The sequence below is a fragment of the Pseudonocardia sp. genome, assembly GCF_029263155.1.
GTDB lineage: Bacteria > Actinomycetota > Actinomycetes > Mycobacteriales > Pseudonocardiaceae > Pseudonocardia.
In genome coordinates, this window is sequence record NZ_JAJCYB010000050.1 from 1 (window position 1) to 12,774 (window position 12,774).

11 protein-coding genes and 1 pseudogene are annotated in these 12,774 nt (G+C 70.5%); 6 read left to right on the plus strand and 6 right to left on the minus strand.

The window, feature by feature from the left end:
* Positions 1-104: 104 nt before the first annotated feature.
* Positions 105-383 (minus strand): hypothetical protein, encoded by a 279-nt coding sequence (locus Q1K26_RS10130; protein ID WP_300009510.1) that lies wholly within the window; start codon positions 381-383, stop codon positions 105-107.
* Between the two features lie 355 nt (positions 384-738).
* Here Q1K26_RS10130 and Q1K26_RS10135 point away from each other — a divergent pair, with 355 nt between their 5' ends.
* The 4 genes from Q1K26_RS10135 (at position 739) to Q1K26_RS10150 (ending at position 5,728) form a co-directional block, all read left to right on the plus strand.
* The gene (locus Q1K26_RS10135; RefSeq protein ID WP_300009513.1) at positions 739-1,548 is read left to right on the plus strand and encodes an N-acyl homoserine lactonase family protein; all 810 of its coding nucleotides are present in this window, start codon (positions 739-741) and stop codon (positions 1,546-1,548) included.
* A 151-nt stretch (positions 1,549-1,699) separates the two neighbouring features.
* Complete coding sequence (locus Q1K26_RS10140) at positions 1,700-3,334, plus strand: NAD(P)/FAD-dependent oxidoreductase (protein WP_300009516.1); 1,635 nt, start codon at positions 1,700-1,702, stop codon at positions 3,332-3,334.
* A 262-nt stretch (positions 3,335-3,596) separates the two neighbouring features.
* A complete protein-coding gene (locus tag Q1K26_RS10145; RefSeq protein ID WP_300009519.1) occupies positions 3,597-5,339 on the plus strand; it encodes a helix-turn-helix domain-containing protein in 1,743 nt (580 codons plus the stop codon).
* Between the two features lie 77 nt (positions 5,340-5,416).
* On the plus strand, positions 5,417-5,728 hold the full coding sequence (locus tag Q1K26_RS10150) for a metalloregulator ArsR/SmtB family transcription factor (RefSeq protein ID WP_300009522.1): 312 nt from the start codon (positions 5,417-5,419) through the stop codon (positions 5,726-5,728).
* A gap of 14 nt (positions 5,729-5,742) precedes the next feature.
* Here the strand turns inward: Q1K26_RS10150 and Q1K26_RS10155 are convergent, their stop codons facing one another.
* Positions 5,743-7,260, minus strand: a complete 1,518-nt coding sequence (locus tag Q1K26_RS10155) for a CoA-acylating methylmalonate-semialdehyde dehydrogenase (protein WP_300009525.1) — start codon at positions 7,258-7,260, stop codon at positions 5,743-5,745.
* 11 nt (positions 7,261-7,271) lie between these two features.
* Positions 7,272-8,456: an iron-containing alcohol dehydrogenase gene (locus Q1K26_RS10160; protein WP_363320457.1), complete on the minus strand. Its 1,185-nt coding sequence runs from the start codon at positions 8,454-8,456 to the stop codon at positions 7,272-7,274.
* 332 nt (positions 8,457-8,788) lie between these two features.
* On the opposite strand from Q1K26_RS10160, the gene pcaD reads away from it, so the two are divergent.
* Both pcaD and Q1K26_RS10170 read left to right on the plus strand, forming a co-directional pair.
* Complete coding sequence (pcaD, locus tag Q1K26_RS10165; protein ID WP_300009528.1) at positions 8,789-9,577, plus strand: 3-oxoadipate enol-lactonase; 789 nt, start codon at positions 8,789-8,791, stop codon at positions 9,575-9,577.
* Between the two features lie 20 nt (positions 9,578-9,597).
* A complete protein-coding gene (locus Q1K26_RS10170; protein ID WP_300009533.1) occupies positions 9,598-10,998 on the plus strand; it encodes a helix-turn-helix domain-containing protein in 1,401 nt (466 codons plus the stop codon).
* Here the strand turns inward: Q1K26_RS10170 and Q1K26_RS10175 are convergent.
* From Q1K26_RS10175 to Q1K26_RS10185, 3 genes and pseudogenes are all read right to left on the minus strand, one after another.
* Positions 10,973-12,079, minus strand: a complete 1,107-nt coding sequence (locus Q1K26_RS10175) for a zinc-binding dehydrogenase (protein ID WP_300009536.1) — start codon at positions 12,077-12,079, stop codon at positions 10,973-10,975. The two genes, Q1K26_RS10170 and Q1K26_RS10175, sit on opposite strands and share 26 nt — an antisense overlap.
* A gap of 133 nt (positions 12,080-12,212) precedes the next feature.
* Positions 12,213-12,542, minus strand: a complete 330-nt coding sequence (locus tag Q1K26_RS10180; RefSeq protein WP_300009538.1) for an NIPSNAP family protein — start codon at positions 12,540-12,542, stop codon at positions 12,213-12,215.
* Positions 12,543-12,633: 91 nt separating this feature from the next.
* Positions 12,634-12,774: pseudogene (locus tag Q1K26_RS10185) on the minus strand (IS3 family transposase); the annotation flags it as partial.

Below are 12,774 nucleotides of genomic sequence, written 5' to 3' on the forward strand. Positions count from 1 at the left end.
CGGGCACGGGACTCCAGAGCGATGGTCTTGTACGGCGTGAGAACCGCAAGATCACCACTGGGGCCGTGCCCGCACCCGCACCTTCGACCGCGTGTCGCCGCAGCTCAGCGCCTACTCACCGCGACTTTGCCGACCCCCTGGTAGGGCAGCAGCGTGTTCGGGCCGGCCCGGACGACTCGCTTGTGCCAGTGGCGATCGGTGCCGAACATCGCCGCGCCCAGGTCCCGGACGCGGTCGCTGACCACGGTCTCGCGCTCGCCTGGTGCGACCAGCCCCCGCCGTTCCACCTCGGCGAACAACGCTTCCGCCTGCTCCTCCGCCGCGACCAGCCGCGCGGCGCGTTGCCGCTCGTCGATGGCGTTCCCCTCCGCCGCGGTCGTCACGCGGCGGAGCCGGCCGGACGTCCCGCCCGTCGGTGGCTGCGTACCTGCGCGGGGCCCGGGGTGACGGGCGGCCGGTCGACGACGACGTGGCGGGTTCGCCACGGCAGCGGGTCCGGCGCCCGGTCGGTCATCTGACCATTCCTCCTCACACGGTGCTCGACACGATTTCGGCCGGGCATGTTCGCCGCTTCGGGCAACTGTCCCAATTCGCTCCACCACTGCGTTGCGGGGGCGGTGTCGCGTTCTCGGACAGTGGTCTGGGTCACCCACCACTCACAATCCGACGATACATTTCGCCGGTTCGGACGTGAAGGAGCAGCATGATCACGACAATCCTCGCCACCGGGAGCGACCGATGAGCATCACCGTGCGCGGGGTCCATCTCGGCCACATGAAACTGGACCTGTCGCTGCTGTCGAACCGTCCGCACAACGTCGGGGTCACCTACGACTGCCCGGTGATCGCCTACATCATCGAGACACCTCAGGGGCGAATCCTGTGGGAGACGGGTGTCTCCCCCCAGGCCGCGCAGGAGTGGCTGCCCGAGTGGCTCGAAGCCGTCGGCATCGACGAGCTCGGCACCGATGCGAACATCGAGCGACGGCTCGCCGCGCTCGGTCTGGGTCCGGACGACTTCCGCTACGTGGTGTTCGGACACCTGCACACCGACCACGCCGGCGGCCTGCGCTTCTTCGAGGACGCCGGCGCCGAGATCGTCGTCCACGAACGCGAGTACGCGCACGTCATGGGGCTGCAGGAGAACGAGAACTTCTTCAACAAGGCCGACTGGGCCTTCCTGGGGGTGAAGAAGCCCACGCTCGTCACCGACGAGGGAACGGAGCTCGCGGACGGGGTCCGGCTCCACCACCTGCCCGGCCACACCCCGGGACAGATGGTGATGCAGCTCGAGCTCGACACCACCGGCACCGTGCTGCTGACCTCCGACGCGCTCTACACATCGGACAACTACGTCGAGCCGGTGGCCGATCCGCAGATCTACTGGGACGTCGATCTGTGGCGCACCTCCCTCGGCAAGCTGGGCAAGATCGCCCAGGAGAACAACGCGTTGATGTTCCCGGGCCACGACGAGACCGCCGTCGCGCACGTGGACGGCACGAGGGAACTTCGACCCATCAGGCTCACGCAGGGATACGTCTACGCCTGATTCCTCGCCCGAGGGTGCCGTCCGCGAGCCCCCGGAGTCGGCCCTCGGAAACCACCACGCACACACCAGAACCGTGCGATTCGTATTCCCTACTTTCCTCACGCGCCGACGACACCGGCAACGACGTGATCCATGAACGAGGAGTGAGCACATGACAGCAACGCAGTCCTCCGCGAGCGACGAGAAGGCCGACCGGGTCCTCGACGTACTCGTCGTCGGCGGTGGGTTCTCCGGCCTGTACCAGCTCGACCGGCTTCGCGATCTCGGCTTCGACGTGAAGGTCTGGGACTCGGCCGGCGGGCTCGGTGGCGTCTGGTGGTGGAACTGCTACCCGGGTGCGCGGACCGACACCGTCGGTGCCATCTACCAGTTCGCGCACAAGGACCTGTGGAAGGACTTCGACTTCCGCGAGCGCTTCCCCGACCACCAGGAGGTGCGCGAGTACTTCGAGCACGTCGACCGCACGCTCGACCTGAGCAAGGACATCGAGTTCGACACGTTCGCCGCGCAGGCCCAATGGGACGAGGACAGCCGCCAGTGGACGGTCTTCTCCTCCGACGGCAAGCAGCAGAAGGCGCGCACCGTCATCGTCGCCACCGGCTTCGGGTCCAAGCCGCTGTACCCCGACATCCCCGGGATGGAGACCTTCGCGGGCGAGTGCCACCACACGGCGCGCTGGCCGCAGGGCGGCGTCGACATGGCGGGCAAGCGCGTCGTCGTCATCGGCACGGGAGCCAGCGGTGTGCAGGTCTTCCAGGAGGCGGCCAAGGAGGCCGCGCACGTGACCCTGTTCCAGCGCACACCCAACCTGGCGCTGCCGATGTGCCAGCGCACCCTCGACCGCGCCGACAACGACGAGGTGCGCAAGGGGCTGCCGGAGCGCTTCGCGGCGCGCTACACGGCGTTCGCGGGGTTCGACTTCACCTTCATGGACGAGGAGGGTGCGAAGGCGACCCCCGAGGAGCTCCGCGCCACCTACGAGCGCTTCTGGGCGGAAGGTGGCTTCCCGCTCTGGCTGGGCATGTACGTCGATCTGCTCGGCGACGAGGCGGTCAACCGCACCTTCTACGACTTCTGGCGCGAGAAGGTCCACGCCCGCGTGCACGACCCGGCCACCGCGGAGCTGCTCGCCCCCGAGACGCCGCCGCACCCGTTCGGCGTCAAGCGGCCCGCTCTGGAGCAGGACTACTTCGACCTGTTCAACCAGGACAACGTGCGGCTGATCGACCAGAACGACGAGCCGGTCCTGGAGGTGAGGCCCGAGGGCGTCGTCACCAAGCACGGGCTGATCGAGTGCGACGTGATCGCGCTGGCCACCGGGTTCGACAACAACCGCGGCGGAATCATGGCCATCGACATCCAGGGCGTGGGCGGTGAGCGGTTGGCGGACAAGTGGGCCGATCGGGTCGACACCTTCATGGGCCTGTCGACGGCCGGCTTCCCGAACCTGCTCTTCCTCTACGGCCCGCAGAGCCCGTCGGGCTTCTGCAACGGCCCCACGTCGGCGGAGTACCAGGGCGACATCGTCGTCGACTTTCTCGACGACCTGCGGAAGCAGGGGCGCACGCGCTTCGAGTCGAGCGCCGACTCGGAGAAGGAGTGGACGGCGCACGTCAACGAGCTCTTCGAGGCGTCGCTGTTCACCAAGGCCCGGTCCTGGTACTGGGGCGCGAACGTGCCGGGCAAGCCCGCACAGATGCTGAACTACTCGGGTGGGCTGGTGTCGTACTTCGGGAAGTGGGACGAGGTGAGAGCGGCGGGCTACCCGGAGTTCGAGGCCAGATGATCGACCGCGAGCGCGCCGCACGGCCATCCGGGCGTGCGGCGCGCCCGACCGGCGCCATACGGCCCTGACCGGCATCGTTGCCGGCGACTGTTGCACTTTCGGACGGTAAGGTCGGGCAGCTGTCTGGTTCGATGATTGACCAACTATCAAGCACCGGCCTTCGTCAACGGTGAAGGGGCAGCCTGTGCACACGAGCGAGGAGAACGCCAGGGCCCGCGCTCAGCGGGAGCATGTCCTCGACGCAGCTCCGGGATGTCTCGACGTGGTCGCGACCGGATTCCGACCGGAGATCCTGACCTCGTGGCGGCGCTGTCAGCTCGTTGGTCTCGCCCCGACCGGCGAGGAGGCGCCCTACCGGCCCGAGTTCGAGCGTCCGGTGCGGTTACTGCGAGCGGCGGGTCCGGTCATCGACCGTCTGGCCGACCAGCTCGAGGACAGCCCGGTCTCGATCGTCCTCGCCGACACAGAGGCGCAGATCATCGACCGGCGGGCTGGTGGCCGAGATCTGATGAAGGTTCTCGACCGTGCGCTGATCGCCCCGGGGTTCGTGTTCGCCGAGGAGTTCACCGGCACGAACGGCATCGGGACGGCGCTGGAGGCGGCGACGCCGTTCAAGGTGTCGGGCGCTGAGCACTACCGCGAGATCCTGCAGGACTTCACGTGCATCGGTTCCCCCGTGCGGCATCCCATGACCGGGAAGGTCGAGGGAGTGCTCGACGTGACGTGCCGGGTGGACGAGGCCCACGGGGCGTTGAAGCCGATGGTGCTCGCGGCCGTGCGCGAGATCGAGTCACGCATGTACGCCGAGATGACCAGGCGCGAGCGGATGCTGCTCGACAGGTTCGTCCGGGCGAACCGGCGCGGTGGTACCGCTGTGGTGTCCCTCAACGAGGACGTCATCATGGCGAACACGGCGGCGTCCGCCATCCTGGACCTCTCCGATCAGGCCACGCTCTGGGACTGGGCCTGCGAGATGCTGGGCAGCAGCGACGAGTGCACCGGTCAGGTCCGTCTCTCGCACGACGTTGTCGCCCAGGCGAAGGCCGTGCGTATCGGCGACAAGGGCGGGATGGCCGGGGTACTGGTGGAGATGCGCCCACACGTCCGTACCGACGGGCGGGCGCCGATTGCCCGGAGGACGTCGCAGCGTGCTCGACACGCGGTGAAACAGGACTGCGTGGTCGGTCGCAGCGTGGCCGCCACCCGGCTCCGTTCCGAGATAGACGCCGCACTCCGGAGCCACCGCCCGGTGCTCATCTGCGGTGAGTCGGGGGTCGGGAAGCTGCATGTGGCGACCTACCTGCATCGGCGCCGCACCGGTCAGGAGACCGTCGACGTACTCGATGCGGTACTGGCCGCGGAGGATCCGAGCGGCTGGGTCAGGCGACTCCACTCGTTCTGCTCTGCCGGTACCCCGATCGTGCTCTGTCATCTCGACCGGCTCGACCCCGGGATCTCCGAGCGGGCCGAGAGCATCATCCAGACCGCGGCCCCGGGGCGTGTCATCGCGACCGCGAGGACCCGAGGCGGGGTGACCCCGGCCGGGCGCGTGCTGGACCACTTCCCTGTGTCGATCACCGTGCCACCGCTGCGGTACCGGGTCGAGGACGTCGCCGAGCTGGCTCCGCTTCTCCTTGCCGCGCACAGCACCAGGCGTCCGGTACCCAGACTGCTACCCGGGAGCCTCCGGGCGCTCAGCTCGCTCGACTGGCCCGGCAACGTCCGGGAGCTCGAGGCCGTGCTTGCGGAGGCGGTGACCCGCTCGGTGGGTTCGGACATCGCGCAGGAGCATCTTGCGCCCGAGTACCGGTCAGCAGGACGTCGGTCGGATCGCGCCTCGCTGCGACGAGCCGAGCGGGACGTCGTTCTGGAGGCCCTCGCCGAGACCCACGGCAACAAGTTGGCCGCTGCCGAGCGGCTCGGTGTGGCCCGCTCGACGCTCTACCGGAAGATGCGCGTCCTCGGCATCGACGAGAACCATCTGCCGGCCCCGTCGTCGCGGTGAGCGACACCGGCTCGCTCGACGCGGGTGTGTGACAATCCCACATGATGATCCGGAGGACCACATCGGCGGCTCGGCCCGTGCTCGAACCGTCTGCGCGTGACTCCTACGTGGCGCTCGCCAAAGCGATCGGCGACCCCACCCGCCTGGAGATGCTGCTGTTGATCGGCAGCCGCCCGGAGTACCCGTGCACGGCTCTGGAGGAACAGCTGCCGATCAGCAAGTCGACCATCTCCTACCACGTCAAGATCCTCGGCCAGGTCGGCCTGCTCAAGGTCCGCCGTGAAGGTCGCTACTTCTTCTACGAGCTCCAGCGCTCGGTCCTCGACTACTACGTGCCCGACCTGCTTCCGCGGTTGCTGGCCGAGCGGGCCGGACACGCCGCGGGGTAGCCGCGCGGCCCAGGCTAGGTGTGGGTGGGCATCGCGAACTCGGTTGTGACGCTACTGTCGCCCGGCCAGCGCACCGTCGCCGTCTTGGTGCGGGTGTAGAAGCGGACCCCCTCCGGCCCGTGGACGTGGTGGTCGCCGAACAGCGAGCGCTTCCAGCCGCCGAACGAGTGGAACGCCATGGGCACGGGAATCGGGACGTTCACCCCCACCATTCCGGCCTTGACCTCGGCCAGGAACGTCCGCGCGGTGTTGCCGTCGCGGGTGAAGATCGCGGTGCCGTTGCCGAACTCGTGCTCGTTGACCAGCGTCAGCGCCTCGGCGAAGGAGCCGGCGCGCACGACGGCGAGCACCGGGCCGAAGATCTCCTCCGTGTAGATCCGCATGCCCGGCCCGACGTGGTCGAACAGCGAGCCCCCGAGGAAGTAGCCCTCCCCGGCGCCGGGGATCTCGGCCTGCCGCCCGTCGACGACGAGCTCGGCGCCCTCGGCCACACCGATGTCGAGGTAGCCGGCGACCTTGTCGCGGTGCTCCCTGGTGACCAGGGGTCCCATCTCGACACCGTCCGTCGTGCCGGGCCCGACCTTCAGGTCGGCGAGGGCCTTGACCAGGCGCTCCCGGAGCTGCCGCGCGGTCTCCTCGCCGACCGGGACCGCCACCGAGATGGCCATGCAGCGTTCGCCCGCGGAGCCGTAGGCCGCGCCCATCAGCGCGGAGACGGCCTGGTCGAGGTCCGCGTCCGGCATGACGACCATGTGGTTCTTCGCGCCGCCCAGGGCCTGGACGCGCTTGCCGTTGGCGGCGGCGGCGGTGTGGACGTACTCGGCGACGGGTGTGGAGCCGACGAAGCTGATCGCCTCGACGCGGGGGTCTCGCAGCAGGGCGTCCACGGCGACCTTGTCCCCGTGCACCACGTTGAACACGCCGTCGGGCAGACCGGCTTCCGTGAGCAGCGCGGCCAGCTCGACGCTGAGGGTGGGGTCCTTCTCCGACGGCTTCATGATGAACGTGTTCCCGCAGGCCAGGGCGACCGGGAACATCCACAGGGGCACCATCGCGGGGAAGTTGAACGGGGAGATGCCGGCCACGACGCCGAGGGGCTGACGAAAGGTCACCCCGTCGACGGCCCGGCCGACGTTCTCGGAGAACTCGCCCTTGAGCAGCTGCGGGATCCCGCACGCGAACTCGACGACCTCGAGCCCGCGGGTGACCTCGCCCTGGGCGTCGCTGAAGACCTTGCCGTGCTCGGCGGTGATGATCGCGGCGAGCCGGTCGCGGTGGGTCTCCAGCAGGTCCCGGAAGCGGAACAGCACGCGCGCCCGCACGTGCGGCGGCGTCGCGGCCCACGACCGGAAGGCGCGCTCGGCCGCGGTGACCGCAGCGGTGACGTCTCTCACGGTCGCATGGGCGACCTGTCCCGTGAGCTGTCCGGTGGCCGGGTCGAAGACGTCCCCGCGGGTCGTCCCCGTGCCCGGGTCCGACGAGCCGTCGATCCAGTGGTCGATGGGTGTGACGGAGGTGCTGGCGGTGGTCATCGACGGTCCATTCACCGGTAGGTCCGGACGTAGAGCTCCGCGATGTCGTCTGCGGAGGGGACGAGTGGGTTGTTGCCGGGAGACCCGGAGGCGAGGGCCTGCTCGGCCATCGTCGGGATGAGGCGCGTCCAGTCGGCTTCACCGATGCCGTAGGAGTGCGGGGTCGGGACGGCGAGGTCCGCGCCCAGCTGGGTCAGGCCCTCCACGAGTGCGCGCGCGGCGGACCGGTCGTCGCTGCCGGCACCGGCGAAACCGAACGCCCGCGAGCAGTCGGCGTAGCGCGGTGTGGCCGCATCGACGGAGTAGGCCGTGACCGCCGGGAACAGCATCGCGTTGGACAGGCCGTGGGCGACGTGGAAGTGCGCCCCGATGGGGCGGCTCATGCCGTGGACCAGGGCCACGCTCGAGTTGGAGAACGCGATACCGGCCTGCGTGGCAGCGGTCGTCATCGCCGATCGCGCCTCGCGATCGGCGCCGTCGGCGTACGCGCGGTGCAGGTACCGCCCGATGGTCGCGATGGCGGCCAGGCACAGCGAGTCCGACAGCGGGTTCGACTTCCTGCTGACGTAGGCCTCCACGGCGTGCGTGAGCGCGTCGATACCGGTGTCCGCGGTCAACCGCGGTGGCATGGTCAGGGTCAGCTCGTAGTCGACGATGGCGGCGACGGGCAGGAACGACCGGCCGGGGCAGAGCATCTTCTCGTCCGACGCGCTGTCGGTGATGATCGTGAACTGGGTCGCTTCCGAGCCGCTGCCCGCGGTGGTGGGGATGGCGATGATCGGCAACGCGGGCCCGGTGTTCTGCCTCGGAGCCTTGTAGTCCGCCATCTGCCCGCCCTGCACGGCCAGCAGTGCGATGGCCTTGGCCGTGTCCAGAGGACTCCCGCCGCCGAGCCCGATCACGGCGTCGCTGCCGTACTCCTTCGCCGCGGCGACCCCCGCGTCCAGGGACGCGGTCGTCGGGTCGGGCACGGTCTCGGCGAACAGGCGCGGCTGGAGGCCGGCCTTCTCGAGCAGGCCGATCACCCGCTCGGCGACCCCGGTGGAGACGATGAACCGGTCCGTGACCACCAGGGGACGTCGCACGTGCAGCGCGGTGACGACGCTCCCGATCTGCCCGAGCGCACCTCCCCCCATGCGGATATCGCGGGGTTGGGTGAACTGACAGGTGGCGGACCGGGTCCCGGTGGACATCATCGACCTGCGCTATCGGTTGGAGTGGGTGGGCGTGCTGACGGGCGCCGAGGTATTCGTTCCCCCGATCGCCTTTCGGCAAATATGGACTCGACGGAGCCGGCATCGGGTTCGCGGTCCAGCTGGACGCTCTCTGTTCGATGACTATAGAACCGTCGAAGCCGAGGGTCCACCCATCTAGGCAATCGCGAAGGACGGCACTCAAGAATTCGGTTCGAACTGTCCGAAGATGACACACCGCACTGCCGAAATCGCCATGTGTCGCGAATTCGGACAGTAGTCGGGACGCCTTTCGCAGCATCATCGCGTCCACGTCGAGTCGAGGAGCTGGGTCGATGGGGGTACTGCTGCACCACACCGTCGAGGGCCTCGAGGACGGACCGGTCCTCGTGCTCGCCGGATCGTTGGGCAGCACGCTGGAGATGTGGGAACCGAACGTGCCCGCGCTCGGCCGGCGACTGCGGGTCGTACGGATCGACCAGCGCGGCCACGGGCGTTCACCGGCGCCGCCCGGCCCGTACACGATCGCCGAGCTGGCCGACGACTTCCTCACGACGCTGGACTCGCTCGGGCTGCGCGACGTCGCGTGGTGCGGGCTGTCGGTGGGCGGGATGATCGGCATGCACATCGCCTCCGAACACCCCGACCGGATCGGTGCCCTGGCGCTCTGCGCCACCTCCGCCCGATTCGAGCCCGCGCCGTGGCGGCAGCGGATCGCCGACGTCGAGGAGCACGGGCTCGGTCCGCTCGCGCCGCGGATCGTCGAGCGCTGGTTCACCCCCGCCTGGGCGGCCGCGCATCCGGTCACCGTCGCACGGGCCCGCGAATGGGTCGGAGACACGACGCAGCCGGGCTACCTGGGGTGCTGCGAGGCGATCGCGACGTGGGACCACGTCGACCGGCTCGACGCCATCCGCGTCCCGACGCTGGTCCTGGCCGGTGAGGCGGACCCGGTCGCACCGGCCGGACCGCACGCGGAGCTGCTCCGCTCCGCGATCGACGGGGCGCGGCTCGAGACCCTGCCCGCCTCGCACCTGCTGAACATCGAGGCGGCGGAGCGGGTGAACCGGCTGGTCGTGGACCACGTCCTCGACGCGGTCCAGGGGCCGCGCAGTTCCTCGTGACGGAGACGGAGCGCGCTTCCGTGCCTGACCTACTGCTGTCCGCCGGAGCCGGGTCGTGGCCGTTCGGCGAGGTCACCGCGATGATCCGGGCCATCACCGGAGCGCGCTCCCGGGCCGAGGTGCTCGACGCACTGTGTAGCCGGATCCGCTACAGCCTGGGCACCTCGACGGCATACGTCGCCGTCAACAGGGCGGGAGGCCGCGAGGCCGTGGTCTCGTCGAGCCACGGCCTGGTCACGCCGCTCTTCCGCACCCTGCGCCTGCCGCACTGCATCGGTCTCGGAGGCCTGGTCGCGTCCGACGGCGTCGCACGGTCGACCGAGGACTACGCCGGCGACGCGACGTTCCGCCACTCCCCCGCCCTGGACCGCTCCGTCCGGCAGGAGGGCCTGCGCGGGATCGCCGCCGCGCCGGTGGTCGTCGGCGGCAATGTCATCGGCGCGGCCATGGCGGCGGAGCGTGACCGGCGACGGTTCGGCCCGCAGGAGATGGCCCTCCTGGAGGCGCTCTGCGCGGTCGCCGCCGCGGCGATCGGCCATCACACCGAGCTGCGGGCGGCCGAGCGCCGGGTGCGCGAGGCGGACGGGTGTGCCGAGGGTCTGCGCGAGGTCGTGCGCCGCCAGCGCGAGCTGCTCACGGCCACGGCGCTCGACGCCCAGGCCCGTCAGCGGGAGGAGCTCTGCGCCGACCTGGTCGCGGGCCGGGTCGACGAGCCCGCCTACCGCATGCGGGCCGTAGTGCTCGGACTGGATCCGGCGCAGCGCTACGACGTGCACGCCATCGCGCCGCAGGCCGGCCCGACCGCCGCGCGGGTCGGCGCCCCGACCACGCGTCAGCACGTCGCCATGAGCAGCCGGCCGGGCGAGGACGTCGTGGTCGCGCTGGTCCCGGTGGGCGAGCCCACCGGTGCCCACGAGATCGCGGCTCGGCTCGGCCTGGGCGCGCGTGCGACCGTCGGTGTGGCCGGCCCGGCGGCCGGGGCGATCGCCCTGCACGACGCAGGCCGCCAGGCGATGCGCACCCTTCGGCTCCTGCGTGGCCTGGGCCGCGACGGCGCGGTCGCCGACGCCGGGAGCCCGGGGCCGCTGGGGCTGTTGGCCGCAGGGGCGGAGCCCGGTCAGATCAGGGCCGTGCTCGACGCCGTGCTCGCGCCACTCGCCGACCTCGACGAGGACCGCAGGACCCGGCACCTGGCGACGCTCGTGGCCTGGTTCGACCAGGACGGGAGCGTCAAGCGCACGGCCCGCGCGCTCGGCGTGCACGTCAACACGGTCTACGGGCGGCTCGCCGGTCTCGACGAGCTCTTCGGACCCGGGTGGCGCGGTGGCCGGCACCGGCTGGAGCTCGAGACGTCGGTGCGCCTGCAGGTCCTCGGCACCGACCTCGGGCGCACGGTCAGCTCGACGCCCCCATCTCGATGAGCGCCCGTCCGATGATCCGCCCCTCGCCCAGCAGCCGGTAGGCGGTGCCTGCCTCCTCGAGGGGGAACCGACGGGTGATCAGGGCTCCGGGATCGAGGGCGCCCTCCGACACGAGCCTGCCGAGGGCGGTGAGGTCGGGCAGGGGGCGCCCACCCATGGATCCGAGCACCTGCACCTTGCGCCGTACGAGCGGGGTGATCTCGAACTCCGCGGTGACGCCGGACGGGGCGATGCCGACCAGGACGCACCGTCCGCCCGCGGCCGTCATCTCCGTGGCCTGGCGGACGGTGCGGGGCTGCCCCACCGCCTCGACGACGATCTCGGCACCGCCACCGGTGAGCTCCCGCACCGCGTCGACGGGGTCGCCGCTCGTGGCGTCCACGGTCGCGGTGGCACCGAGTTCGACCGCGGCGGCCAGGCGTTCCCGGGTGATGTCGACCGCGATGATCGTTCCCGCACCGAGGGCCCTGGCGGTGGCGATCGTGCTCAGTCCGACCCCGCCGGACCCGAGCACCACGACGGTCGCGCCCGTGCCGATGTCCCCGACATGGACCAGCGCGCCGTAGGCGGTCAGGAACGCGCAGCCGAGGATCGCGCACTCGGCCAGCGACGCGGAGGCAGGGAGCGGCGCCACCGCGAGCGCCGGCAGGACGGCGTACTCGGCGAGACCGCCCATCGAGTACATCCACACCGGGTCGCCGTCGGCGTCGTAGAGCCGCGTCGTCCCGTCGTAGAGCGTGCCGTACCTCCGGTTCACGGAGAGGAACGTCTCGCAGATCTCCTCCCGGTCCATGGTGCACATCCGGCACCGCCCGCACGGCATGATGAAGGCCCCGACCGCGGCGTCACCGACGGCGACGTGCCCCACCCCGTCGCCGACTTCTTCGACGGTGCCGGAGACCTCGTGGCCGAGCGTCGCCGGGAACCGGAAGGCCAGGGACCCGTCCTGCACGTGCAGGTCGGTGTGGCACACCCCGCACGCCGCGATGCGCAGCAGGACCTCGCCGGGCCCGGGCGTCGGCCTGCGCAGCTCCTCCAGGCGGAAATCCGCGCCGGCGGCCCGGACCACGATGGCCCTCACCGTGCTCCCCCTGCCGCCTCGATCGTCATGCCCCGATGCTGCGCTTGCAGGGGGGAACGTGCACTGGAGACGATCCCGGTCCCGACGCCGGTGGCTGTGCGTTCTCTCCAGTGCGGCCGCCGAGGGCGCCAGGTCAGGGTGATCCGGGGAACTCGGCCGAGGTGAGCAGGCGACGGCGCACCGAGGCCACCAGCGGGCCGTCGGCCTCGCTCGCCGCCGCAGCGGCCTGCCACTGCGGGTCGGCGAAGAACGCGGCCCAGCACCTCTCCACCTCGTCGTAGGAGGAGAACCGCAGGACGTACACGATCTCGTTCTTCGAGTCCTCGCCGAAGTCGGTGCGCGACAGGAACACCAGATCCATGCCGTGCTTGCGGAACAGTTCGACGGTGACGTCGTTGAACCGCTGGATGAGCCGCGGCAGACGACCGGGCACCGCGGTGTACTCACGCAACTCGTACAGCATCAACGCTCCTCATCCGGGGGTGTCGTCACCGGGGGGTCATGGCAGGTTCGCGGTCGCCGTCCGGGCCGTCCCGGTTGAAGCGCCCCGGCTTCACGTCGGAGACGAACGCGGTGAACACCATCCCGGACCAGACCGGCACGTAGGTCAGGTCGACCACCCACAGCTGGTTCGGTCGCTGCGCGGTGAAGGACCGGTCCACGAGATCCGGGGCCCGCTCGGCCTGCTGGTCGGG

Excerpts from the sequence above, each read along its gene's own strand:
- Q1K26_RS10155 (WP_300009525.1), bottom strand. The coding sequence starts at position 7,260 with ATGACCACCGCCAGCACCTCCGTCACACCCATCGACCACTGGATCGAC.
- Q1K26_RS10135 (WP_300009513.1), top strand. The coding sequence starts at position 739 with ATGAGCATCACCGTGCGCGGGGTCCATCTCGGCCACATGAAACTGGAC.
- pcaD (WP_300009528.1), top strand. The coding sequence starts at position 8,789 with ATGGGGGTACTGCTGCACCACACCGTCGAGGGCCTCGAGGACGGACCG.
- Q1K26_RS10140 (WP_300009516.1), top strand. The coding sequence starts at position 1,700 with ATGACAGCAACGCAGTCCTCCGCGAGCGACGAGAAGGCCGACCGGGTC.
- Q1K26_RS10180 (WP_300009538.1), bottom strand. The coding sequence starts at position 12,542 with ATGCTGTACGAGTTGCGTGAGTACACCGCGGTGCCCGGTCGTCTGCCG.
- Q1K26_RS10160 (WP_363320457.1), bottom strand. The coding sequence starts at position 8,456 with ATGATGTCCACCGGGACCCGGTCCGCCACCTGTCAGTTCACCCAACCC.